Origin of the sequence: Streptomyces violascens (assembly GCF_014649955.1) — a bacterium.
Classification (GTDB): domain Bacteria; phylum Actinomycetota; class Actinomycetes; order Streptomycetales; family Streptomycetaceae; genus Streptomyces; species Streptomyces violascens.
In genome coordinates this window covers 261924-284630 of sequence record NZ_BMUA01000001.1, presented here as the reverse complement: position 1 = coordinate 284630, position 22707 = coordinate 261924, and the positions used below count along the sequence as shown (strand labels likewise).

General features: G+C 69.4%; 20 protein-coding genes. 11 read left to right on the top strand and 9 right to left on the bottom strand.

Annotated elements, in window-relative coordinates:
* The first annotated feature begins 114 nt into the window (after window positions 1–114).
* Both IE206_RS01345 and IE206_RS01340 read left to right on the top strand, forming a co-directional pair.
* Window positions 115–474, top strand: a complete 360-nt coding sequence (locus tag IE206_RS01345) for a winged helix-turn-helix domain-containing protein (protein ID WP_189959738.1) — start codon at window positions 115–117, stop codon at window positions 472–474.
* 111 nt (window positions 475–585) lie between these two features.
* Window positions 586–2142 (top strand): neocarzinostatin apoprotein domain-containing protein, encoded by a 1557-nt coding sequence (locus tag IE206_RS01340; protein WP_189959736.1) that lies wholly within the window; start codon window positions 586–588, stop codon window positions 2140–2142.
* A gap of 106 nt (window positions 2143–2248) precedes the next feature.
* Here the strand turns inward: IE206_RS01340 and IE206_RS01335 are convergent, their stop codons facing one another.
* The 3 genes from IE206_RS01335 to IE206_RS01325 are packed head-to-tail and all read right to left on the bottom strand — an operon-like array spanning window position 2249 to window position 5337.
* Window positions 2249–3814: an MFS transporter gene (locus IE206_RS01335; protein WP_226598619.1), complete on the bottom strand. Its 1566-nt coding sequence runs from the start codon at window positions 3812–3814 to the stop codon at window positions 2249–2251.
* Window positions 3815–3861: 47 nt separating this feature from the next.
* The gene (locus IE206_RS01330; RefSeq protein ID WP_189959734.1) at window positions 3862–4545 is read right to left on the bottom strand and encodes a tRNA-dependent cyclodipeptide synthase; all 684 of its coding nucleotides are present in this window, start codon (window positions 4543–4545) and stop codon (window positions 3862–3864) included.
* 9 nt (window positions 4546–4554) lie between these two features.
* Window positions 4555–5337 carry a 2OG-Fe(II)-dependent halogenase WelO5 family protein gene (locus IE206_RS01325; RefSeq protein WP_189959731.1) on the bottom strand — a complete coding sequence of 261 codons (783 nt, stop codon included), beginning with the start codon at window positions 5335–5337 and terminating at the stop codon, window positions 4555–4557.
* A gap of 204 nt (window positions 5338–5541) precedes the next feature.
* Here IE206_RS01325 and IE206_RS01320 point away from each other — a divergent pair, with 204 nt between their 5' ends.
* From IE206_RS01320 to IE206_RS01310, 3 genes are read left to right on the top strand one after another with little or no spacing between them, the layout of a single operon-like run.
* A complete protein-coding gene (locus IE206_RS01320; protein WP_189959729.1) occupies window positions 5542–6033 on the top strand; it encodes a hypothetical protein in 492 nt (163 codons plus the stop codon).
* A 21-nt stretch (window positions 6034–6054) separates the two neighbouring features.
* The gene (locus IE206_RS01315; RefSeq protein WP_189959727.1) at window positions 6055–6597 is read left to right on the top strand and encodes a hypothetical protein; all 543 of its coding nucleotides are present in this window, start codon (window positions 6055–6057) and stop codon (window positions 6595–6597) included.
* A 37-nt stretch (window positions 6598–6634) separates the two neighbouring features.
* Window positions 6635–7690, top strand: a complete 1056-nt coding sequence (locus IE206_RS01310; protein ID WP_308433906.1) for an MAB_1171c family putative transporter — start codon at window positions 6635–6637, stop codon at window positions 7688–7690.
* A gap of 96 nt (window positions 7691–7786) precedes the next feature.
* Here IE206_RS01310 and IE206_RS01305 read toward each other — a convergent pair whose 3' ends face one another.
* Together IE206_RS01305 and IE206_RS01300 are read right to left on the bottom strand one after the other, a co-directional pair.
* A complete protein-coding gene (locus IE206_RS01305) occupies window positions 7787–8962 on the bottom strand; it encodes an epoxide hydrolase family protein (RefSeq protein WP_189959723.1) in 1176 nt (391 codons plus the stop codon).
* An 83-nt stretch (window positions 8963–9045) separates the two neighbouring features.
* Window positions 9046–9735 carry a VC0807 family protein gene (locus IE206_RS01300; RefSeq protein WP_226598618.1) on the bottom strand — a complete coding sequence of 230 codons (690 nt, stop codon included), beginning with the start codon at window positions 9733–9735 and terminating at the stop codon, window positions 9046–9048.
* 638 nt (window positions 9736–10373) lie between these two features.
* Between IE206_RS01300 and rph the strand changes: the two genes are divergently transcribed.
* The gene (rph, locus tag IE206_RS01295; protein WP_189960717.1) at window positions 10374–12986 is read left to right on the top strand and encodes a rifamycin-inactivating phosphotransferase; all 2613 of its coding nucleotides are present in this window, start codon (window positions 10374–10376) and stop codon (window positions 12984–12986) included.
* A 45-nt stretch (window positions 12987–13031) separates the two neighbouring features.
* On the opposite strand, the gene IE206_RS01290 is transcribed toward rph, so the two are convergent.
* Window positions 13032–13739, bottom strand: coding sequence for a DUF6215 domain-containing protein (locus IE206_RS01290; protein WP_189959721.1), 708 nt, complete (start codon window positions 13737–13739; stop codon window positions 13032–13034).
* A 397-nt stretch (window positions 13740–14136) separates the two neighbouring features.
* On the opposite strand from IE206_RS01290, the gene IE206_RS01285 reads away from it, so the two are divergent.
* Entirely contained in the window at window positions 14137–16284 is a 2148-nt protein-coding gene (locus IE206_RS01285; RefSeq protein ID WP_189959720.1) for an FG-GAP repeat domain-containing protein, read from the top strand.
* A gap of 414 nt (window positions 16285–16698) precedes the next feature.
* Here the strand turns inward: IE206_RS01285 and IE206_RS01280 are convergent, their stop codons facing one another.
* Window positions 16699–17112, bottom strand: coding sequence for a MerR family transcriptional regulator (locus IE206_RS01280; protein ID WP_189959718.1), 414 nt, complete (start codon window positions 17110–17112; stop codon window positions 16699–16701).
* A gap of 118 nt (window positions 17113–17230) precedes the next feature.
* Between IE206_RS01280 and IE206_RS01275 the strand changes: the two genes are divergently transcribed.
* Both IE206_RS01275 and IE206_RS01270 read left to right on the top strand, forming a co-directional pair.
* Complete coding sequence (locus tag IE206_RS01275; protein WP_189959716.1) at window positions 17231–17905, top strand: class II aldolase/adducin family protein; 675 nt, start codon at window positions 17231–17233, stop codon at window positions 17903–17905.
* Window positions 17902–18294 (top strand): carboxymuconolactone decarboxylase family protein, encoded by a 393-nt coding sequence (locus IE206_RS01270; RefSeq protein ID WP_189959713.1) that lies wholly within the window; start codon window positions 17902–17904, stop codon window positions 18292–18294. Before IE206_RS01275 ends, IE206_RS01270 begins: the two co-directional genes overlap by 4 nt.
* 207 nt (window positions 18295–18501) lie before the next feature.
* Here the strand turns inward: IE206_RS01270 and IE206_RS01265 are convergent, their stop codons facing one another.
* Window positions 18502–20238 (bottom strand): MFS transporter, encoded by a 1737-nt coding sequence (locus tag IE206_RS01265; RefSeq protein ID WP_189959711.1) that lies wholly within the window; start codon window positions 20236–20238, stop codon window positions 18502–18504.
* A 472-nt stretch (window positions 20239–20710) separates the two neighbouring features.
* Between IE206_RS01265 and IE206_RS01260 the strand changes: the two genes are divergently transcribed.
* Window positions 20711–20992, top strand: coding sequence for a hypothetical protein (locus IE206_RS01260; protein ID WP_189959709.1), 282 nt, complete (start codon window positions 20711–20713; stop codon window positions 20990–20992).
* A 32-nt stretch (window positions 20993–21024) separates the two neighbouring features.
* On the opposite strand, the gene IE206_RS01255 is transcribed toward IE206_RS01260, so the two are convergent.
* Complete coding sequence (locus IE206_RS01255; RefSeq protein WP_189959707.1) at window positions 21025–21981, bottom strand: GNAT family N-acetyltransferase; 957 nt, start codon at window positions 21979–21981, stop codon at window positions 21025–21027.
* 54 nt (window positions 21982–22035) lie between these two features.
* On the opposite strand from IE206_RS01255, the gene IE206_RS01250 reads away from it, so the two are divergent.
* The gene (locus tag IE206_RS01250) at window positions 22036–22644 is read left to right on the top strand and encodes a TetR/AcrR family transcriptional regulator (protein WP_189959705.1); all 609 of its coding nucleotides are present in this window, start codon (window positions 22036–22038) and stop codon (window positions 22642–22644) included.
* The last annotated feature ends 63 nt before the right edge of the window (window positions 22645–22707 follow it).

Genomic DNA, 22707 nt, shown 5'->3' with positions numbered 1-22707 from the left:
CTCCGGCATTTCCTCCCTGCCCAGGTTCGCGCTCCCGGACGACATACGTCAAGAGATACATGAAGCCAAGTTCTGGTATTCCTCAACACGAACCGGCGGGCCTACGATGCGCCCATGGGTGGAGTGCCGGAACCGCACACGGGATGGACGTTCATCACCAACCATGCGCGTGTGCTCGCGACCATTGCCGAGGACCAGAACGCGCGGATCCGAGATATCGCCGCCCGCTGCAGACTCACGGAACGGGCCGTTCAGAAGATCATTTCCGACCTGGAGCAGAGCGGCTTCCTCTCCCACGCCCGTGAGGGACGCGGCAATACCTACCGGATCGAGCCGGGAAAGACCCTGCGGCACCCCGCCGAGGCCGAGGCCGGCCTCACCGTGGCCTCCTTGCTCGGCCTCCTCGCCCAGGACGAGGCCCACCGTGCCGCACCGTCCGGCAACGGCGCGCACACCGACGGGGACCGTCCCTGACCACGGCTTGTTCTCGCCCGTGACGCTGGCCGATTGCGCGCTGTTCGTGGGCGTCGTGCGTCGAGAGGATTCTCCCCTGCCGGGTGGGGCGACCGAGAGGGGCGGGAGTACATGAGGCTACGACGAAGAACGTCGCGGGACGGGAGAGCCGGGGCGCTGATGCGGGGCATGCTCGCGGTGGCGATCGCCTGCGCGGGACTGGCCGGGGTGCCCGCGGTGGCGCAGGCGGCACCCGCCGCGGCCACGACCACGTCCGCATGCGGTACGGATTCCGGAGCCAAGGGCCTGGCGAGTTCGCCTGCCTCCGGCAGCCTGGTCTCCGTGGATCGCGCGGACGGCCGGATCGCGCAGTTCCAGCTCTTCTACGACAGCACGGCGACGAAGGGCCTGCCCTTCGTGTGGCACCGCGAACAGGACACGCCGGGCGGCGCGTACGGCGCCTGGCAGCGTGTGAGCGCCGCGACCGTGGGCCCGAAGAGCTACTACATCACGGCGATGGAGAACTCGGCGGGCGACCTGGAGCTGCTGTTCTCCACGTACGGCACGTTCTGCCACGCCGTGGAGGACGACAGCGCGGGCGGCTGGAGCGCTCCGGACGCGTTCGGGCTCGCCCCGACCCCGTACCACGGCGGAGTCGTCCTGTTCAAAGAGCGCGACGGCAGCATCGACGCCTTCGCCTCCGGGTCGAACACCGGCAGCACGATGCAGGTGCGACACCAGCAGAACGCGGATACGGGCTGGGGCCCGGTGCTGACCACGGGTCAGGTCCCCGACCCGAACGTGGGACTGAGCCAGCCGAGCACGGTGGAGCAACTCCCTGACGGCAGGCTCCACTTGACAGTACGTGAGTGGAACCGGGACCGCATGTGGGAGATCTACCAGTCGCTTCCCGGCGCCGGCTGGGGCGCGTGGCAGCTGATGTCCCCGACAGCGGCAGCGGCACCGGCCGCGCTCGCCGCCCCCGCCGGCCCGCAGCTGAAGGTGAACCGCACCACCGGCCTCCGGGACGGCGACATCGTCAAGTTCACCATCGCGGGCGGGCCGCCCAAGGACTACGTCTGGGTCAAGGAGTGCGGCCCCTCGGCGTCCACGACCACCTGTGACGACGACACGGGCCGCCAGTTCCGGGTGTACCCGGACGGCACGTACCAGCTCTCCCCGAAGAAGCTGTACGCCCAACTGAGCACCACGGCAGGGAAGTTCGACTGCCGCACGGTGTCACCGAGCAACCCGTGCTCGCTCGCCCTGACCGACAACACCGGGGCGCTGCTCACCACCGTGCCGCTGCACTTCGCCCTGCACGGGGCGCTGGAGGCGGCGCCCACCTTGCGGGTCGACCCGGACACGGGGCTGACGGACGGTCAGGCGGTGCGGGCCACGGGCAAGGGCTACGAACCGCAGTACCACGTGCTGATCATGGAGTGCGCCACCGGCTCGACCGACACGTTCGGCTGCCGCCCCCGCTCCAGGCCGCCGGCCACCAGTGACGCGGGCCGGGTGGACGAGACGGTCACCCTGTCGGCGACGTTCACCGCCATCGACGGCCGCACCATCGACTGCCGTGCCGCGGGCGCGTGCGAACTGGTGGTCTTCGGCACGCGGGTCCGCGGCCCGGAAACGGTCCGCCACCCGCTCGGCTTCGTACCGGCGGCTGTGTCGGGAGGGTGAGCACCCGCCAGGAGTATTGCGCCTCCTGAACGAGAGGGCGGGGGCCGACCCAGGTCGGCCCCCGCCCCCGTGTGTCACCCCCAGCACGGTGACGGTGAAGGACCGCTCACCGCCGCTCGCTGTGCAGGGGCTGTGTCTCTGCCGCAGCGGGGCCGGGAACCGACGCCTTCGTGCGCCGCAGGCCCAGCGCCCCGATGACGCACAGCGCAATCGCGGACGTGGCGAAGAGCAGCCACATCGCGGCCTGGTTGCCCTGGGCGAAGAGCGACTCGTAGACCTGGGAGACCTGCTGGGCTCCGAGGTCGGTGTGGTCGCGGAGCAGTTGGATGCCGTCCTCGGGGTTCCTGACGACCTCGTGGGTCCAGTCGCCGCCCGGAACGTGGTTCCTGGCCAGGCTTTCGGTGAGCGAGTCCTCCGCCGACCAGCGGTAGACCGCCATGCCGGCCGCGAGCCCGATGGCGCCTCCGAGGTTGTGGAAGGTCCACGACGATCCGACGGCTGTGCCCGCGAGGCGCTCGGGCACCGACGACAGGGCGGCGACCGTGGCTGGGCCGAGGACGAAGGCCCAGCCGAAGCCCATGAGGACGAAGGAGAAGGCGACGTACGCGATGCCGGTGTCGTCGCTGAACCGGGACTGGAACAGCGCCGACAGCGCGAACGCCGTGAATCCGACGCACAGCAGCTTGCGCGGCCCGAACCGGTCGACGAGCCGCCCGACGACGGGTGAGAGGACGGCTACGACAGCGGTGCACGGCAACAGCATCAGGCCGGTCTTGTAACCCTCGTAGTGCAGCACCGAGTGCAGATAGAGCGGCATGAGGAAGAACGCCAGGCAGTAGAAGAACGCCAGTGAGAAGTCGGCGGTGATCGCGCTGATGAACGTCCGGTTGGCGAAGAGGTGGAACTGGATGATGGGGGAGGGGACCCTGCGCTCGACCACGTAGAAGGCGACGAGGGCCACGACGCCGACGGCGAACGCGCCCACGATCCGGCCCGAGGCCCAGCCCCAGGTGTCGCCGAGCGTGAAGCCGAGGACGAGGGCGGGCAGGCCGATGGTGATGAGGACCAGCCCCAGCCAGTCGACGCGGGTGCCCAGGTCGTCACTGCGGGACTCGGTGACACTGACCGAGCAGATCAGCAGGGCGATGACCACCAGAGGGACGTTCAGCCAGAACACCCAGTGCCAGTTCAGCCAGCTGACGATGACCCCGCCCAGCATGGGGCCGATGGCCAGGCCGATGCCGTTGACGCCGTACAGCGCGCCGATCGCCTTGCCCCGCTGCTCCTCGGGGAAGGCATGGGCGACGATCGCGCTCGTACTGGTGTAGAGGACGGCGCACGCGGCGCCCTGGACGAAGCGGCACGCGATGAGCCAGCGGACGTCGGTGGTGAAGCCCGCTCCTAACGAGGCCAGGCCGAAGACCGCGGTACCGGCGTAGAGGACGCGCCGCCGCCCATGGGTGTCGGCGAGCCGTCCCATCGTCACCATGAACATGGAGAGGGCGACGATGAAGATGTTGACGATCAGCTGAAGGTCGGTGACCGTCGCGTGGAGATCGCTCTGGATGTCCGGTGCTGCCGTGTTGACGATGGTGAGGTCGATACAGCCGAGGAAGCTGATGATGCCGACCCCGGTGAATGCCCACCATTTTCTGTTCGCTTCAGTGATCACTGCTACTCATCTCTCGGGCGCCGGTACCGGGTCCTTGGCGGCGTGAGCTACGCCGCGGCCTGCGCGCGCTTCTTGAACTTCAGGGACAGCCAGTTCCCCTTGCCGGGGTGGAACGGCTTGACGAAAATCTCGTACGTCATGGCCATGGCCGAGGTCATGGGCTGCGGATAGATGACGGTGTCGTAACCCTGTGCCGCCCAGAGCGGCATGATGATCGGGCACTCCTCGATGAGGTACTTCAGGCAGCCGTTGAAGGCCGCTTCGAGGTCGGCGCCCTCGTCGCGCTTGGTGAGGCGCTCCATGAACTTCCCGATGGTGGAGTTGACCGCTCCCCGGTACACCGGATTGGTGTGGTATTCGTCCTCGACCAGTTTCTTGAGCCCCGCGTAGTCCTCGTGCGCGAGCGCCTCGTCCCAGCGCAGGACTTCGTGCTCGACCTGTAAGCCTTTGAGGGTGTCGGCGTTACGGGTCAGCCACTCGTCCCCGGCGCGCAGCGAGTGCGCGTGTGCCTCGTCCTCGGACATGTCGAGGTAGTTGTTGCGCTGGAGGGTGTCGGCCACGGCTATCGTGCACAGGCCGAACCCGGACCGGTTGATGAGGTCGATGGTGGCCCTGAGTTTGTCGCCCTCGTGATAGCGCTGACCGACACTGACGAGCAGGATGGTGCGGGCGCCGTCGAGGGTGAGCCCCTCCGCCTGTTTCCCGAACGATGCCTTGGTGCGGTTGTCCATGGTCGTGGCTCAGCTCCAGAAGACGAGGGGTCGGTCGCTGCCCATGAACCCCAGGAAATGCCCGAGGGTGACCCGAGAACTGTCGTGAGAGGGCCGTACGGCGTGGATCACGCGCGGGTTGAGCAGCATGAGGTCACCGGCGGCAGGCTTGACGACGGCGGCCGGGGCGGGCAGCTTTTCCCGCTCGATGCCATAGGCGCGTTCGCCCATCAGACCCTGGTAGTCGCCTTCGCTGGGCTCGATGTCCCACAGCTCCAGCTCGCCGCCCTGTTCTGGGATGTTGACGTAGATGTTGGCGGAGAGCTGCGCCTGGAGATGCCCCTGATAGTGGGCCGGCAGGTTCCGCTCAAGGGCGTCGGTGTGCGGATTGAGATCGACGTTGCGGTCCTGGTAGCGGCAGATGCCGATGAAGCACTTCTTGCCGTCCACTTCCATGAGGTGGGCGCCTGCGGGCCACAACTCGTCAAGAAGCAGGCGCAGTTCATCGGTGGGCGATGGGTAAGGGGCGAAGACCTCGCGCAGCTTGGCTATGTTCGGCAGGGCCTGCTCGTGGTGGGTCCGGCGCGATTCCTCGTCGCTGATCTCCGAGTAGGCGAAGCCGATCCGGCCGAATTCGTGTGCCTGGCTCAATTCGCCGCGGTCTTCGTGATCGAGCAGCTTCCTGCGGGCGGTCGCCAGTGACTCGCCCCGGCAGAACCCCTTGATGTGGATCGCCAGGGTCTCCTTCTTGACAAGTGAGAGAACGTCGTCGTGGGACAGATCCGTCCTGGTCGTTTCCCGTACTCGGTCCATTGCCGGCTCCCGGTTCGTTGTGGCTCCGTACATCACGCATCGATCCGCCTGTCCGCTATAGCGGACAGTGGGTTCCAGGAGCATACGCTAATCATGATCTTGCCTGTCAACACTGGCTGATAGGTGCCCCTCCTGGCGGTATGCTCGGTCCACAACAGCGGACAGCAGGGCTCTCGGCGGGTCCTCCATGCGAAGGATGGGCTCATGACCGGTCACGAAGGCTCCTCCGTGCCGCCCGGCCGGCCCCTGCTGCGCAAGCTCGACCAGCGCCTCAACGACCTGATCGCGGCCCTCTACCCCGACGAGCGCAAGCGCCCGGGGTACGCGAAACTCGCCGCCGAGATCCGCCAGACGACCGGCGGGGCCATCTCCGGCACCTACCTGTGGGAGCTCGCCACCGGCAAGAAGCGCAACGTCACGCTTGAACAGCTCGACGTGCTGGCCGAGTTCTTCGGTGTCCCGCCGGAGTACTTCCTCAATGAAGAGGTCGCCGACCGGGTCAACGCCCAGCTCAAGCTCGCCACCGCGCTCCGTGACGCCCGCGTGCGCAACCTTGCGCTGCGCGCCGACGGGCTCTCCACCGAGAGTCTGGACGCGCTGCTCGCGATGGTCAGCGAGGCCCGCAAGCTGCAGCAGTTGTCGCCCGTGGTGGATGAGAACGTGGTGGATGCGAAGCCGGGCAACGACGAGCGCTGAGTTCTGGGGGAAGGGGCAGGGATGTTATACGGGCGCAAGGAACTGACCCGTCGTTGCCAAGAGGTGCTCGACCGGCTCACGATGCCCAGGCCGTTCTCCCTCGACGCCTTCTGCCGGCACCTGTCGCAGTCGCGCGGCCGCCCCCTGCACCTGCACCCGCTGCCCGGCCGGGCCGCCACCGCCGGAGCCTGCGGGCTGTGGCTGGCCACCGACACCGACGACCACATCTTCTACGAGCCCCAGACCACGAAGCCGCACCAGGAACACATCATCCTGCACGAGCTGGCTCACCTGCTGTTCAACCACCACACACTCGGCGGCGCCGACGACTCGGCCACCGCCGGCCTGCTGCCCGACCTGGACCCGAGCCTGATCCGGCGTCTGTTCGCCCGCACCGGCTACTCCACCGTTCAGGAACAGGAGGCCGAGATGCTGGCGAGCCTCCTCAAGGCGAGCGCCCTGCGCGGGCGCGGCACGCGGCCCGGCGGTGTCCTCGGGGAGCTTCAGGCGGGACTGGGCGTGGGTGAACCGTACGAGGGTGAGGCGAACCGACGTGGGGAATGAGGTGACAGACCTCGGGAAGACGGTCGAGGCCGTAAGTATGCTCTGCATGTGGCCCGTTGTGGTGCTGCGCGCCCGAGCGGCCCTTCGTTGTACGCGGCAGCGCGGCATCTGGCTGGCGGTCGCCACGGCGGCGGCCGCCACGACGCTCAACCTGCCGCCGGTCACACGTCTCGTGGAACACATCACCGGTCCCACGCACCTCACCGCCCTTGCCGTGAACCTGTGCGGAGTCCTCTCCGCGGCCGCCGTACTCGACTTCACCACAGTCGCCACCGGCGGCTGCCGCAGACCCCAACTGCACGCTGTCTTCGGCCTGGTGCTGGTCACGCTCGTCACGCTCGACCTGACCTCACCCCACCATGCGCGGCACACATCGCTCGGTGCCGGGCCGGCCACGCCGTCGACAGCGTACTGGCTCGTCATCATCGCGACCCACCTCAGCGCGAACCTCGTCTGCGCACGGGTCTGCCTGCGCTACAGCGGCTGCGGCTCCAATCGTGCGCTGCGCACCAGCCTGAGGCTGTTCGGTCTGGGCACGGCGTGTGCCGGTCTCTTCTGGTGTGCCTACCTGGCCGACCTCCTGCTGAGCCCGGCGTGGGTGCCTCCGCTTCTGCCGTACCTGATGGGCCTGCACGGGCTGCTCCGGGCTGCCGCGCTCGGCGTCCCAGCCGCTGTCCTGCTGCGCGGAGCGGGAGCCGAACTGCTCACCTTCCACCGACTGTGGCCCCTGTGGCGCGACCTCGTCGAAGCGGTGCCGACCGTCACGCTGGCCGAACGACGGCCCTGGCTGATGGAGTTGCTGCGGCCGTGCGGCCCCCGGCACTTCGCGGTCTACCGCACCATCGTCGAGATCCGGGACGCGATCCTCGTGCTGCGCGACTATGTACAGCCCGAGCGGCCTGTGACCGACCCCGCCGCGATGGCCCGGCTGCTGCGGGACGCCCGCCGCAACAAGCTGGACGGACAGGACCCCCGCACCCCCGACGTGAACGTCGCCGAGGCGGGCGGCGAGGACATCGCCGCCGAAACCGCCTATCTGGTCCAGGTCGCCCGCGCCTACCGTGCCCTGCCGGCGGGGCCACTGTCGCGCTGACTGCCGGACTTGACCTGCTCGACCGGGTCGTCGCTGATGGAGAAGCGCGAGCGCGTGGTGCCTCGCCCACCGCGTACCGGACGGCGGCCTCCGTCCTCAGCCCAGCGCCGCCTCCCGGTACGGCCGGAAGAAGGCGCGCAGTTCCTCGGCGTACAGCTCCGGCTCCTCGAACGGGGCGAAGTGTCCGCCCCGGGCCGGCTCGGTCACGTACGCCACGTTCGCGGTGCGTTCGAGCCACGCCCGGGGCGGGCGGACGACGTCGCCGCGGAACAGCGAGAAGCCGGACGGCACTTCGACCCGGCGGGCGTGCTGGGCGGGCGGGATCGCGGCGTTCGCGTGGTACGTGCGCATCGACGAGCCGATGGTCTCCGTGAGCCAGTAGAGCGTCACGTTCGTGAGGATCTCGTCCTTCGTGAAGCTCCGCTCGACGTCGCCGTCGCAGTCGCTCCATCCCCGGAGCTTCTCGACGATCCACGCGGCGAGCCCGGCCGGCGAGTCGGTGAGTCCGAAGGCGGCGGTCTGCGGCTTCGTACGGTGCATGGCGGCGTACGCGCCCTCGGTACCGCCCCAGGCCACCGCGTCCTCCAGCCAGGCGCGTTCCTCCGGTGCGAGTTCTGCCGGGTCGCCCCGGAAGACGGGCAGGCCCGCGTCGGTGCGGTGGACAGCCACGACCCGGTCGGGGTGGTCGAGGGCGAGGTAGCGGCTGACGTGACTGCCCATGTCCCCGCCCGCCGCGCCGAACCGCTCGTAACCCAGGACGCCCATGAGCTCGGCCCACAGTCCGGCGACGGCGATGGTGTCCAGGGGCGGGCCGGTGGGGCGGTCGGAGTATCCGAAGCCCGGCATGTCGGGTACGACCACGTCGAACGCGTCGGCCGGATCACCTCCGTGCGCGCCGGGGTCGGTGAGGAGCGGGACGACCTTCGAGTAGCGCCAGAACGAGTCCGGCCAGCCGTGGCAGAGGACCAGCGGCAGCACGGGCCCGGCCGGCCCCACGGCCCGGGCATGCACGAAGTGGACCCCGAGCCCGCGGAGCGGCACGCGGAAGCGCGGGAGCCGGGCGAGCGCGGCCTCCTGCACCGGCCAGTCGAACCCGTCCGCCCAGTACGCGACGAGCTCGCGCAGATAGCCCAGATCGGTGCCGAGCGTCCACCCCGCATCCTCGGGCGCGTCCGGCCAGCGCGTCGCACGCAGCCGCGCTCGGAGATCCGCGAGCGCGGCCGGGGAGGTCTGAGGGATGAACGACTCGGGGCGAGGCAGGGCGTCGGGCATGGGGCGAGCCTATCGACCGGGCGGCGCCGCTTCACGAACCCGCCGACGGCGACGCCGTGTTCGCTCCGGTGGTGGACCGGGGCTCAGGACCTCATCCCGTTCCGGTCGGCGGCCTGGGCCTTCTTCGCCGAGTGGACGGTCCACAGGGCCAGCGGTCCGTAGACCGCGAGCATGAGGAACTGCGAGACATTGGCAGCGGGCCCGATCGGCAGCAGGTACACGGCCGCGATCCGCAGCCCGGCGTCGACGAGGAGCGAGATCCCCCAGACCAGCGAGACGCGGAGCCAACGGGCCCGCATGGCGGTGGTGTCCGCCGTGCTGCGGAACGCGTCGTGCTGCTCGGAACCGGCCGAGCGGGCGAAGCGCAGCGCCGCATAGTAGGCGAGCGGACGCCCGATGACACAGCTGCCGACGAAGACGAGCCCCGCCGTGAAGGACCCTGCCGCGTCCTTGGCGAGAACGAACCGGGCATCACCGGTGGTGAAGCTCAGTGCGAGCCCCGCACCGAACAGGGTGAGCAAGAACAGCGCGAACGGGTCGAGCCTGCGGTGGCGCAGGGCCACCCAGAGTGTGCGCAGCCCGGCGACGACGGTGGCCAGCAGCAGGGCGAGGTAGTTGCTCGCACCGAACAGCCCGGCGGTGAAGTAGGTGATCACCGAGAGCCCGACGTCGTAGAAGAGGGTGAAAGCCATCGCCCGCATGGCCGGGTCGAGCCGCCTGCGGGGCGGTGTGGCAGGGGAATCGGTGGCGGGATCGGACGAGGTCGGTTGCATGTCGACTCCAGTTGGCCGCGTAGAGGAAAGCGGTTCGAGCGCATTCCCGCATTCGGGCACGCATCCATGAATTGCTTCGGTGATGCCCTCGGGGGAGACGTACGCAATGCATTCCATGCAAGGCGAGAATGCTTTTCTCTCGATCGCAACCGACGTTAACTTCCCCCAGCCGTAAGCGTCTTGAGGCCCTCGGTGGAGGTTCGCAGGGCCGTCTGCACCGTTGGGTGGAGGGGGGTGGAGCCGGAAGAAGCGGCGTTCGCCCCCAGGGCATCGGCGTCGGACGGCTCCCAGGCGCGGCGACCGTGAGGCGTCCGTTCGGCGAGTTTGTCCCAGCACTCGCGGGGCGCGACGCTCCCGGGGGACGGCGGCCCGCCACCGCTTCGCGAGAGGCTGGTCCGTTCCGTCGGACGGCAAAATACAAAGGCAAGGAGAGCGCTCTCTCCTTGCCACTATCAACATATAGCGCGTTGGGGGGCTTGCCGCAAGGCCCGGGTCATGGCGCAGAATCACGGCTCGTCAGAGGGAAGGCAAGCAGGGATGAGGACGTGCTCGACAAGAGGTTCGGCAGAGTGGGAGACACCGGCGATGCGATCGGCCGGCGCAGGGAAACGGAACACGGGCGCCTCGGAGGTATCGCCATGACTGAGCAGTACGTGCTGGATCTTCACGAGGTCGACGAGACGCGGGTCGCGGTCGTCGGCGGCAAGGGCGCGCACCTGGGCGGGCTTTCGCGGATCGAAGGCATCCGCGTGCCGGACGGTTTCTGCGTGACGACGGACGCCTTCCGGCGGATCATGGCGGAAGCGCCGTCGATCGACGATCGGCTCGATCAGCTGTCGCGTCTGACTCGCTCCGACAGCGAGGGGGACGACCGGGAGGCGATCCGCACGCTCAGCGCGCAGATCCGCCGGACCATCGAAGGAATCGCGATCCCGGCCGATGTCGCGGCGGCGATCACTGGCGCGCTCGCCCGGCACGGCGAGCAAGCCGCCTACGCCGTCCGGTCCAGTGCCACGGCCGAGGACCTGCCGACGGCTTCCTTCGCCGGCCAGCAGGACACGTACCTGAACATCGTGGGGCCGACGGCGATCCTCCAGCACGTCAGCCGGTGCTGGGCCTCGCTGTTCACCGAGCGGGCCGTGACCTACCGCCGGCGCGGCGGCATCGACCACCGTACGGTCCAGATGGCCGTGGTCGTGCAGCGGATGGCTTTCTCGCAAGCGGCCGGCATCCTGTTCACCGCCGACCCCGTCACGGGCAACCGGAAGGTCGCGACCGTGGACGCCGGCTTCGGCCTCGGCGAGGCCCTGGTGTCCGGCCTGGTGAACCCGGATGTCTTCAAGGTGCGGGACGGCGAGGTGGTCGCCAGGGCGATCGCCGCCAAACAGCGTGCCATTCACGCCCTGCCGGCCGGCGGTACGCGGGAAGTGGCGATCGACGCGCAGCAGCAGGAGCAGCCGGCCCTGACGGATGCTCAGGCCGTACGGCTCGTGCAGCTCGGGCGGCGGATCGAAGCACACTTCGGCAGCCCGCAGGACATCGAATGGTGCCTGGTCGACGATGACTTCCAGATCGTTCAGAGCCGGCCGATCACCACGCTGTTCCCCGTCCCCGAGACCGGCGACGAGGAGAATCACGTCTACGTCTCCGTCGGCCATCAGCAGATGATGACCGACGCCATGAAGCCGCTGGGGCTCTCCATGTGGCAGCAGACGGCCATGGTGGCCATGCACGAGGCCGGCGGCAGGCTGTTCGTCGATGTCACCGGAAGACTGGCCTCGCCCGCGAGCCGTGCCGGCCTCCTCGACCTCGTGGGGAGAGGAGATCCGCTGGTGAGGGACGCGCTGGAGACCGTCCTCGACCGCGGCGATTTCGTCCCCTCGGTCCCGGACGCGAGTCCCGGAGGGCCGCCGGCAGGCGGTGCATCCGCCTTGGTCGAACCCGATCCGTCCATCGTCACCGAGCTGATCGAGCGCAGCCGGCAGTCCATCGCCGCCCTGGAGCGCGACATCCGGACGAAGTCCGGGCCGGCGCTGTTCGACTTCCTCATCGAGGCCTTCGAGGAGCACAAGCGAGTCCTCGGTGATCCGCTGAACATGCAGGCGATCATGGCCGGGATGGAGGCCACCTGGTGGCTCAACGACAAGCTGCTGGAGTGGCTGGGCGAGAAGAACGCGGCTGACACGCTGACGCTGTCCGCCCCCGACAACATCACGTCGGAGATGGGACTGGCGCTGCTCGACGTCGCGGACGTGATCCGCCCGCATCCCGAAGTGGTGGCGTACCTGGAAGGCGTCGAGGACGAGGGCTTCCTGGACGAGCTGGCGAAGCTCGCGGGCGGGACCGAAGCACGTGACGCCATCGAGGCCTACCTCGACCGGTACGGCATGCGCTGCGTCGCCGAGATCGACATTTCGAGGCCACGTTGGCGCGAGCGGCCCACCTCGCTCGTGCCCGTGATCCTCGACAACGTCAGGAACTTCGAGCCGGGTGTTGCCGAGCGGCGCTTCGAGCAAGGGCGGCAGAAGGCGCGGGAAAAGGAACAGGAGGTGCTGTCACGCCTGCGGGACCTGCCGGACGGGGACCGGAAGGCGGACGATACGAAGCGGATGATCGACCAGGTCAGGGCGTTCGTCGGATACCGGGAGTACCCGAAGTACGACATCGTCAGCCGCTACTTCGTCTACAAGCAGGCCCTGATGGCGGAGGCCGAGCGCCTCGCGCGGGCCGGTGTGCTGCATGCGAAGGAGGACATCTTCTACCTCACGTTCCAGGAACTGCACGACGTCGTGCGCTCGCAGCGGGTGGATCACCGGCTCATCCAGCAGCGCATGGACGCGTTCCGGTCGTACCAGGCGCTCACACCGCCCCGGGTGCTCACCTCGGAAGGTGAGGCCGTGACGGGGGCGTACCGGCGCGACGACGTGCCGGCCGGCGCGCTGATCGGCCTGCCGGTCTCCGCCGGGACCATCGAGGGAAGGGCCCGCGTCATCCTCGACATGGCGGACGCCGATCTCGAAGCGGGCGACATCCTGGTCACGACGTTCACCGACCCCAGCTGGTCGCCGCTGTTCGTCGCGGTCGCGGGCCTGGTGACGGAGGTGGGCGGCCTGATGACCCATGGCGCGGTGATCGCCCGGGAGTACGGCCTGCCGGCCGTGGTGGGCGTGGATCGGGCCACCCGGCTCATCCGGGACGGGCAGCGGATCCGCGTGCACGGAACCGACGGGTACGTCGAGATCCTGTCCTGACACATTGGGCAGCCCCTCCCGTGGCGCCGGAAAGGGACCAGGGGCTCACCCGTTGGCGGTCCACCCCGGGACCATCGGCAGCACCTGCTCGGCGATGCGGAGCAGTACCGCGTCGTCGGGCACCCGGCCGTCCGAACGCCACAGGGTCACCTCGAAAGAGCCCCCGCTGTCCTTCGCGTTCCGGGCCACGCTGACTACGCGGGCCGGGACGCCGGGGCCGGTTTGGGTGTCGCCCCCGCCGAGCCGGAAGCGGATGCTGATGGTCTGGTCCGAGTAGAGAACCGCCGGCCGGCCCAGCAGCGTCCGCTGCTGTGCGTCTTTGCCCAGCAGTGAGGCCGACCCGGCTACGGGAAGACGGTCGAACGTGCCGTTCAGCGTCACGGTGTACGTCTCGAACTCGACCCGGGCCGTGGGAGTGGCGACCTCCTTGCTGTCGAAAAGACGCATCGAGCTGTCACTACCGCTGGCGGTCTTCGCGATCTGCCCCGGCGTGCCGAGGAGTTCGGCGAGATCGGGGCGGTTCAACGCCTTGCAGAGCTGCGCCCCGGAGACATGGGCCTTCCCCGCCGCCGTGGTGGGTTCCCCGCCCGAGCACGTGGCAGGCTTCGCGGCATTGCCGGAGTCCGACAGCGCCCCGGACACCCACACACCGGTACAGAGCGCCGCCACCAGCCCCACGGCCGCGACGGCCTGCAGCCACGGCCTCCCGCTTTCCGTGGGCGAGTCGACGCCTTCTGCCCTGTCCCCGGCCATGTCCCGCGCCTGCATTGATCCCCCGATACGTGCCCCGATAGATGGCTCGCGGACCTTAACCCGTGAGCATCTGGCGGACAAGGAGGTGGGACTCTGAAGGGTGCGGTCAGCGGTGGGCCATCCCGTCGCGGGGCGACCACCTGTGGGAAGGGGTGCTCGACTGGGCGTCGGATCCGCGATCGTGGCCGGCGCCGCCAAGATGGCGAAGGCGCCGGGTCGGTTGACCGCGCCGGGGGCGTAGTTCCGGGACCCAGCTGTCCTTTGGGGTGCCAGCGCCTGCTGTTAATCTCCGGATACTTCGCATGGGGGGCTGCGCCTGGGGGGGGCGAAGCCGAAGGGCTTGTTCACTTTCGCCGCCTCACCATGCCTTCATCTGTGAGTCGGAGTACGCGTGACGATGACGAAGAAGCATTTGCTGCGCAGCATCCTCGGAACGGCGGTCGCGCCCGCGTTGGCGCTGAGCGCGGTGGGGGCGTCGGTGCTGGTAGCTCCGCCGGCAGTGGCCGCGGCTGCCGAGGCACAGCCCTGGGGAGCACCCACCGCCCTCACCCAAGGAGCTGCGGTCGAGAGCGTGATCGACGTCAAGACCGCCAAGGACGGGACGACGGTCGCCCTTTGGTACAGCACCGCCAAGGACAACTCCCAGCGGTCCCTCCTGGTGGCTGTGCGCCCTGCGGGCAAGTCGGCCTGGGGAGCGCCCAAGACCCTGTTCACCTCGACCTTCGAGGTCGGTGCGCGAATCAACGGTGCTCTGCTGACGACCCCGGACGGTTCGGTCACTCTCAGCTGGGTCGAGGAGTATTCCGGCACGGCGCAGCTGCGTACGGCCGTGGTGGCCCCCGGCGCCACCACGGTGTCGACGCCACTGACGGTCGCTCAGTCCGACAAGATCTTCTACGCCCAGCTCGTGGGCGACCCCTCCGGCAAGGTCCTTGCGGTGTGGGAGCGTTCGGTGGGGCGGCAGACCGAGATCTTCGCCTCTGAGCGCACAGGAGCCGACGGCGCATGGTCGCCCACGGTGCGTCTGGACACGACTGGTGCCGACTTCATCGAGGGCGGAGCCCAGCCGTCGGTGGCGCCGGACGGCAGTATGACGGTCGTCTGGTCCGAGCGGCGGGCGGACACGGGCGACAGCACAGGGCTGAAGGTCGTGGAGAAGGCAGCCGACGCTACCGGGTGGTCGGTTCCCAAGGAACTCCCCGCTCCGGCGGGTTTCACCCCGGAGCACCTGGTCACCGGCCTGCAGGGTGGGCTCTTTGCGAACGGCACGGTTGACGAGAACGGCACCCGAGTCCGTGCCTTCGCAGAGCGGCGCCCCGGGAGCAACGTCTGGAGCGCTCCCGTAAAGCTCCCCGACGGCGCTGCCGATACCGGGCGCATCGACCCTCTGGTGGGTCCGAACGGCGACGTGACCCTGGTCTGGGTCGGCCAAACCGGCACCGGGTTCGGACTGCGCACCACGACGCGCTCCGCCGCAACCGTCACTTGGTCGCCCATCGAGACCCTGTCCACCGGGGCCGTTCAGGACGACCAGTACGACTTCACCGTCGCCGCAGACGGCACCGTCCATGCCGCCTGGACCCAGTACGCGGCCGACGGACACCGCGACTTCGTCACCGCCTCCCGCGTCAATGGCACATGGACGCCCCTGAAGCAGCTCAGCACCAACACGGCCAATATTGCCCTCGGCCGCATCACTGTCGGCGGACCCGACAACCGCCCCACCGTGCTGTGGGACGACATGGGGAACTCTGTCCTGTACACAGCCACCACACGCGACAAGCCTCTCTGGCGGGACTTCAGTGGCGACGGCAAGGGCGACCTGCTGGCCACCACCTCCACGGGCTCACTCGCCATACGCACCGGCGACGGCGCGGGCGGTCTCACGTCCGGCCCTGTGGGCGCCGGTTGGCCGTCGGGGAGCTACGTCGTGCCCATGGGGGACATGACCGGCGACCGGTGCAATGACTTGCTGGTCCGCGATCCGTCCGGTCAGCTGAACCGGTACGACGGTGGCTGTGGCACCGCATTCACCCCGGCCGGAGGCCACCTGGCGCTCGGCGGGGGCTGGAACGCCTTCGACGTGCTGACCTCGCCCGGAGACCTGACCGGTGACGGCCGCACCGACCTGCTCGCCCGCACCCCGGCCGGCGACCTGTACCTGTACCCGGACAACGGAACCGGGCGCCCCGGTGACCGGGTCAAGGCCGGGTTCGGCTGGCAGATCTACAACACCGTCGTCGGAGCCGGTGACCTCAATGGTGACGGGTTCGGTGACCTGCTGGCCCGGGATGCCTCGGGTGTGCTGTGGCGCTACGACGGCAACGGCAAGGGCGGCTTCGGCGACCGTGTGAAGCTCGGTGGTGGCTGGGACGTCTACAACGCCATGGCCGGCGTCGGAGACGTCACCGGTGATGGCCGCAACGACTTGGTGGCCCGGGACAACGCCGGTGTGCTGTGGCGCTACAACGGTCTGGGCAACGGCACCTACGGCCCCCGGACGAAGCTCGGCAGCGGCTGGGAAACGTACCAGAAGCTGTACTGATCGCGACCGGCAGCCATCGGCGGACGACGGGGCTCCGCCGCGAGTCGCGGAGCCCCGTCGTCCTTCGCGTACACGTGCAGGGCGACTCACCCTACGGCGTGGCAGCGCAGGAGTTCGGCGCCGGCTTCGCGGAGCCGGTCATCGACCTGCGGTTTTCCGCAGTACGGCCGACGGTTGACCGCATGGTGCCCGGCCGCCCCAACTCCTGGCGTCGAGGCCATGATTGCAGCGAGCAGTGGAGCGGAGCCGGCCGACGGAATCGCCGGATGGGCCGTTCACATCGTGGAGACCCTGGGGGCGCCGGGCGCCGGTCTCACCAACGCCGTCGACACGGTGCTCCCCTTCGTTCCGAGTGAGGTCGTCCTGCCGGTGGCGGGGTTCACGGCGGGGCGGGGCCGGATGAGCCGTTGGCCGTCATCGTGTGGAGCGCGATCGGGTCGGCGGTCGGCCGCTCGTCTCCCAAGTCGCCATCTGCTCCCGGAACTTGGGGCATGTGACGATGTCCTCCTCGCTGCACTGAAGGGCATGGGTGAGGAGCTGGTGGGCGTGATCCAGGTCGAGCATGCGTTGCTCGATCTCGACAACCTTGGCCCGCATCATCGCCTGCCGACGCGGCTGGTCCTGCTGGAGTTCACCGATCTCGACCAGGGTCAGCCCGGCCTGCTGGCACTTGCGCAGCACCTTGATCCGCTCGGCGTCCTCCGGTACGTAGCGCCGCTGGCCGCCCTGCCGTTCGGGGGCGGGCAGCAGGCCGTGGCGTTCCCAGTACCGGATCGCCGAGGCCGGAACGCCGGTCATGTCGGAGAGTTGGCCGATTGTCATCCGCATGTCGCGCTCCTCGTCCCGGCCGCATTTGACTTAAACCTTAGTTCAAGTTGAAGAGTGGTCGGCACGTGGACAGCGGCGAACCATCAGCGGCCGCCGCGACAGACCTGGGAGATGGCTCATGGCTACTACGGACGCAGACACGGTGAAGCAAGAGCGGGCCCGGCAGCTGGCCGACGCCGCCGAGAGCCTTTTCGCGGCGGGGGTGATGTCCCACTCGGGGCACGCCAATCTGAGCGCCCGGCTCGACGGGGAGCGGCTTCTGCTGACGCCGGGATTCGTCCGCGGACTGCGGCCCGAACAACTCGCGGTCGTCGGCTTCGACGGGCAGGTGCTCGAAGGCGAGCTGCAGTCCGTGAGTACCGAGATCATCGCCATGCACAGCACCATCTACAAGGCCCGCCCGCACGTGGGCGCGGTCATCCACACCCACTCGCCCTCCGCGACCGCCTTCGCCGTGGCCAACCGGCCGCTGCCGTGCCGGACCGAGCCGATGCTGCGCTTCGGGCAGGCCGAGGACGTCCCCGTGGTTCCCTGGGGGCCGCGCGGGTCGGACGTATCGGTGCGGGGCATGGCCGAGGTCCTGGAGCAGCGCCCGACTACGGCCTCCGTCCTGCTGGCCAACCACGGCCTCCTGGTGTTCGGCCCGGATCCGGCCGCCACCGCCCACCTCGTGGTGGCGATCGAGGAGAGCGCCGAGGCGGAGATCGCGGCGGCCGCGATCGGAGGGGGCGTGGACTTTCCCCCGGGGGCCCAGGAGGCCGTGCGCGCCTCGATCGCGCGGGCCTCGTCATGACGGACGACACCTCCGCCCGCCGTGTCGAGGCCGTACGGGACCGCTACCGCTCCACGCTCGGAGCCGTTCCGAACGGGGTGCAGGAACGACTGGGCCTGGCCCAGGACTTCGACCGGCTGCCCACCGAAGAGGCGATCGCGGCGCTGCGGCACATCGTGCTGACCGACAGCCCGCTGGGAAGCCGGGTGCAGCAGCTCGTCCACTTCGGACAGCTGCTCGCTCTCGGCCGGGCGCATCCCGCCCGGATCCACGCCCAGGGCGCACTCCACGCAGGGGCAGGCATCCCGGACCTCATCGGCGTCGCCGAGACCGCGCTGATTACGGCGGGCGTGCCGGCCTATGCACTCGGTACCGAGATCATCGCCGAGCTGACATCGGCCGGAAGCTGACGTCAACTCGTCGGTGGAGGCGGCTGGTTGAGAGAGCCGGGCGTCGGCGCCTCGGGAAAATTGTGCCGCCTTGCAGGTCGCGGCGATCGAGCTGCTCCTGTGGTGGAGCGTGGGGCGTGCGCGGGCGTCGGCGGACTGCGGCGGCGCGCGGTTGGGGGGCGCCGGAGCAGGGCGCGGTCCGGACGGGTGGGGAGTGACGGTGGCGGCTTACTGGACCGGCACGGGCAGTGCCAGGTCCACCGTCACCGGGCCCTCGCCGCCATGGTGGGTGGCCGAGGACGCCAGGGGCGCGTGGCCCGCGGCCGTCGCGGCCAGGACGTACGAGCCGCCCCGCGGGACCGGCACCGCGTACCGGCCGGTCTCGTCGGTGTGGGCGGACCCCGCCTGGCGGCCGGCATGATCGATCAGCGTGACCTTGGCGTGCGGCACGGGCGCGCCGGACGCGGCCACGACCCGGCCGTGGAACGCGGCAAGGACCTCCGTGGCCCGCTCAAGCACCGCGTCCTCCTCGCTGCTGGCCCGCAGCTGCGGCTTCGCGGCGGGGCGTCCCTTGGGCAGGAAGACGGCGAGCAGCAGCCCGCCGGCCACCGCGGCCGTCGCGATCAGGAACGAGACGCGGAAGCCGTGCATGGTCGGGAGCTCGACCGGGCCGAAGGGCTGCGCGGTGTTCGCGAGGACCATGCCGATGACGGCGCTCGACACCGACGTACCGATCGAGCGCATCAGAGTGTTGAGGCCGTTGGCCGCGCCCGTCTCTGACGGGTCGACCGCGCCGATGATCAGTGCGGGGAGCGAGGAGTAGGCGAGGCCGATGCCCGCGCCGACGACCACGGAGATGACGATGGTCTGCCAGGCGGCGTTCATCAGGCCGAGCCCCGCCCCATACCCGATCGCGATGATCAGCATGCCGAGGATGAGGGTGGTCTTCGGGCCGTACTTGGCCGAGAGGCGGGCGTATACCGGCGCGGTCAGCATCATCGTCAGGCCGAGCGGTGCGACGCAGAGACCGGCGACGACCATCGACTGCCCGAGGCCGTACCCGGTGGCCTTGGGAAGCTGGAGCAACTGGGGCAGCACGAGCGAGATCGCGTAGAAGGCGACGCCGACCATCGTCGAGGCGAGGTTGGTGAGCAGCACCTCGCGCCGGGCGGTGGTGCGCAGGTTCACCAGCGGCGCCTTGACGCGCAGCTCCATCACGCCCCACAGGACGAGGACGACCAGCGCCGCGCCGAGCAGGCCGAGCGTGGTGGTCGACGCCCAGCCCCAGTCGCTGCCCTTGGTGATCGGAAGCAGCAGCAGGACCAGGCCCGCGGAGAGGCCGATCGCGCCGAGTACGTCGAAGGTGCCCTCCGCCTTGACCTTGCTCTCCGGTACGAAGAGGAGGGTGAGCAGCATGGCCACCACGCCCAGGCCCGCCGAGCCGAAGAACAGGGCGTGCCAGTCGGCGTGCTGGGCGACCAGGGCCGCGAGCGGCAGGGCGAGTCCGCCGCCGACGCCTATGGAGGAGCTCATCAGGGCCATCGCCGAACCGAGCTTCTCGCGGGGCAGCTCGTCCCGCATCAGGCCGATGCCGAGCGGAATGGCGCCCATGGCGAAGCCCTGCAGCGCGCGGCCGACGATCATCACGAGCAGCTGGCTGGTGAAGCCGGCGATCAGAGAGCCGACCACCATGATGGCGAGGCTGGCAAGCAGCATGCGGCGCTTGCCGTACAGATCGCCGAGCCGGCCCATGATCGGGGTGGCCACGGCTCCGGCGAGCAGGGTCGAGGTCATGACCCAGGTGGCGTTGGAGGGCGAGGTGCTGAGCAGTGTCGGCAGGTCCTTGATGACCGGGACGAGCAGCGTCTGCATCACCGCGACCGTGATACCGGCGAAGGCGAGCACGGGGACGACACCGCGTGTGCCGCGCGGCGCGGCCTGCTGGTCGGTCGTCGGCTGGGACATTACGGGGCCTCCGGAGGCGGGGTGAGGTCGGCGGCGGCACCTGGACTGGGTACGTGCAGCTTGAACCCGTTTCCCCAGGCGACTATTCCGGAGAACGTGGCCGAATCCCGCCGGAGCGCGAATCTTGACCTGGATGGGAAATGCTTGACCTGTTCATTGCCCTGGATGCCTGGGGGATTCCGTGTCGGCGAGTGGGCGATTGCCGGGTCGACGGGGGCAGTGGTCGAGCCCGCCGAGGGGCCAAGGGGCGGACAGCAGGGTGGTTACGAAGCGTGATGTTGTAGGTCGGGGAGGTTCGCCTGCGGTGTCATCCGCGCGACATCGCACCTCCCGAGGCGGCGAAGTCCCATGCGGCATCGGCTCATTGAGGTATGGCGGTGCGCCTCGTGTCATGGAAAAGATGGGCAAGTCAGGCATGTTCTGGAGGGGGTGCGGCTTCCGGCCGCGCACCCCTGTGGGAGGGAGAATCGTCATGCGCCGTCACATCGCCGCGATCGGCATGCTGGCCACCGCTGTCCTGCTCGCGCTCGCCGTTCCCGCTCAGGCGGCGACGGGACTCCTGGTCGTGAACGGGGTTCCGCATCGGAACCCCGCGCGCGGCTGCTACGCGACTTCGTCACCGGTTTCCGTCCAGAACCACACGAACTCGTTTGTTCTGGTGCACGCTGCCGCGAACTGTCAGGGGCCGGTGACGGCGGAGGTCGACCCCGGGCAGTCCGCGACGACGTTCGGGGCGAGTTACTTCGTCTTCTGATGCTGATGCGCCCGGATGTCCGACGACGGGGCCTACTCGTCGTCCCAGGACAGTGAGCTCATCTTCCAGCCGGCGGGTGTCCGTATGAACTGGGTCGTTTTGTGGCCGGAGCCCTCGAACCATTCGCCGTTGAGGTATCCGGACTTGCGGTACTCGCTGAACCGGTGCGCGATCGTGCCGAAGATCTCGGTCCGTTCGGAGACCTCCCACTCGGAGAACTCCGTCAACGTGCCGTCGTTAAGGATCTTCTCGCGGGGCGCCACGAACGAGTCGAGATCGTAGATCACGGGCTCGCCCCCGACGTTGCTGATGATCATTCCCTGCGGAATGAAGACCTCCCGGACGATGCCGACGTCCGGCCGGCCGCCACCGGTGTTGGTGAACGCGCGGAGGAAGGTGCTCATCAACTGGTCGAGTTCGGCCTTGACGTCGGGCGCGGGCCCCTGCGCCGGGGGCCACTCTTCGGCGAGTACCGCCCAGATCTCGGAGTCGTGCCGCGTGCCCCGGTACGGGTAGCGCCCGCGCAGTACGCCATCGCGCGTCATCCCGAGCCGGCGCGCGGCCTCGATGCTGCGGGTGTTGCCGGCCGCGACCCACCATTCGACGCGGCTCATCGCCCGTTCCGTGAAGGCCCAGTCGATCAGCACCCGGCACGCCCGCGTCACCAGGCCACGGCCCGCGCCCTTCTCCTCCAGCCAGCAGCCGATCTCGCAGACGCCCGAAGCCGTGTCGAAGCTCGTGAACATGACTCCGCCGACCAGCGTGCCGTCGAGCCAGATCCCGTAGATCCGGCGGGAGTCCTCGGCCGTCGCCGTCGCATAACGCCGAAGGGTGGCCTCGGCCGTGGCGAGGTCGGTGCTGAACGTCGCCCACGGTATCCACGGGTCGACATACGGGCGGGCGCGGTCCATGTGCTCCAGGAACTCCCGCGCCTGCCAGGGTTCCAGGGGGCGGAGCTGAGCGTCGTCGCCGAGCGGCAGTGCGAACACGGATCCCTCGTTTCCATGGGTACGTAACAAGCGTTCGGTATGTAAGGTAGCAGCATGCCACCCGCGCCAGGAGACCGTGAAGCACGCCGTGAAGACGTAAGCCAAGCGGTGTGGGAAGTCCTCGCCGACCGGGGGTTCGGGGGGCTCACCCTGCGGGCCGTCGCCACATCGATGGGCGTCTCGACCGGCATGCTCATGCACTACTTCCCGACCAAAAGGGCCCTGGTCGCGCACGCGCTGCACCTGCTGGAGACCCGCACCGCGCAGCGGCCCCGCCGGGAACGCCCCACCGAGGGGATCGCCGCGCTGCGGGCGATGCTCCTCGACATCCTGCCGCTCACCCCGGGCGACACCGCCCGCAACCGGATCTGGGTCAGCTCCTGGGACCTTGCCCTCGCCGACGACGGGCTCGGCGCGGAACAGGCAGATCGCTACACCCGGCTGCGCGCATCGATCAGCCCGCACCTCGAAGCCGCGCGCGCCGCCGGGGAGTTGCCGGAGTCGGCGGATCCGGAGCAACTCGCCGCTACGGCCGTGGCGTTCACCCACGGGCTCGTGGTCCAGGCCCTCTTCGATCCGGCCCGGTTCACCGAGGCCGTACAGATCGCCATGCTCGACGATTTCCTCGCTTCGATCTCGGACCGGTCCGGGCAGGGCCGGTAGCACTCGGCCCCTTCGTCAGCGACTGGCGACAGGGTCCGCGAGCCGCAGGGGAGTGGCCGGCTC

Excerpts from the sequence above, each read along its gene's own strand:
- IE206_RS01345 (WP_189959738.1), top strand. The coding sequence starts at position 115 with ATGGGTGGAGTGCCGGAACCGCACACGGGATGGACGTTCATCACCAAC.
- IE206_RS01340 (WP_189959736.1), top strand. The coding sequence starts at position 586 with ATGAGGCTACGACGAAGAACGTCGCGGGACGGGAGAGCCGGGGCGCTG.
- IE206_RS01330 (WP_189959734.1), bottom strand. The coding sequence starts at position 4,545 with ATGGACAACCGCACCAAGGCATCGTTCGGGAAACAGGCGGAGGGGCTC.
- IE206_RS01325 (WP_189959731.1), bottom strand. The coding sequence starts at position 5,337 with ATGGACCGAGTACGGGAAACGACCAGGACGGATCTGTCCCACGACGAC.
- IE206_RS01320 (WP_189959729.1), top strand. The coding sequence starts at position 5,542 with ATGACCGGTCACGAAGGCTCCTCCGTGCCGCCCGGCCGGCCCCTGCTG.
- IE206_RS01315 (WP_189959727.1), top strand. The coding sequence starts at position 6,055 with ATGTTATACGGGCGCAAGGAACTGACCCGTCGTTGCCAAGAGGTGCTC.
- IE206_RS01310 (WP_308433906.1), top strand. The coding sequence starts at position 6,635 with ATGCTCTGCATGTGGCCCGTTGTGGTGCTGCGCGCCCGAGCGGCCCTT.
- IE206_RS01305 (WP_189959723.1), bottom strand. The coding sequence starts at position 8,962 with ATGCCCGACGCCCTGCCTCGCCCCGAGTCGTTCATCCCTCAGACCTCC.
- IE206_RS01300 (WP_226598618.1), bottom strand. The coding sequence starts at position 9,735 with ATGCAACCGACCTCGTCCGATCCCGCCACCGATTCCCCTGCCACACCG.
- rph (WP_189960717.1), top strand. The coding sequence starts at position 10,374 with ATGACTGAGCAGTACGTGCTGGATCTTCACGAGGTCGACGAGACGCGG.
- IE206_RS01290 (WP_189959721.1), bottom strand. The coding sequence starts at position 13,739 with ATGGCCGGGGACAGGGCAGAAGGCGTCGACTCGCCCACGGAAAGCGGG.
- IE206_RS01285 (WP_189959720.1), top strand. The coding sequence starts at position 14,137 with ATGACGAAGAAGCATTTGCTGCGCAGCATCCTCGGAACGGCGGTCGCG.
- IE206_RS01280 (WP_189959718.1), bottom strand. The coding sequence starts at position 17,112 with ATGCGGATGACAATCGGCCAACTCTCCGACATGACCGGCGTTCCGGCC.
- IE206_RS01275 (WP_189959716.1), top strand. The coding sequence starts at position 17,231 with ATGGCTACTACGGACGCAGACACGGTGAAGCAAGAGCGGGCCCGGCAG.
- IE206_RS01270 (WP_189959713.1), top strand. The coding sequence starts at position 17,902 with ATGACGGACGACACCTCCGCCCGCCGTGTCGAGGCCGTACGGGACCGC.
- IE206_RS01265 (WP_189959711.1), bottom strand. The coding sequence starts at position 20,238 with ATGTCCCAGCCGACGACCGACCAGCAGGCCGCGCCGCGCGGCACACGC.
- IE206_RS01260 (WP_189959709.1), top strand. The coding sequence starts at position 20,711 with ATGCGCCGTCACATCGCCGCGATCGGCATGCTGGCCACCGCTGTCCTG.
- IE206_RS01250 (WP_189959705.1), top strand. The coding sequence starts at position 22,036 with ATGCCACCCGCGCCAGGAGACCGTGAAGCACGCCGTGAAGACGTAAGC.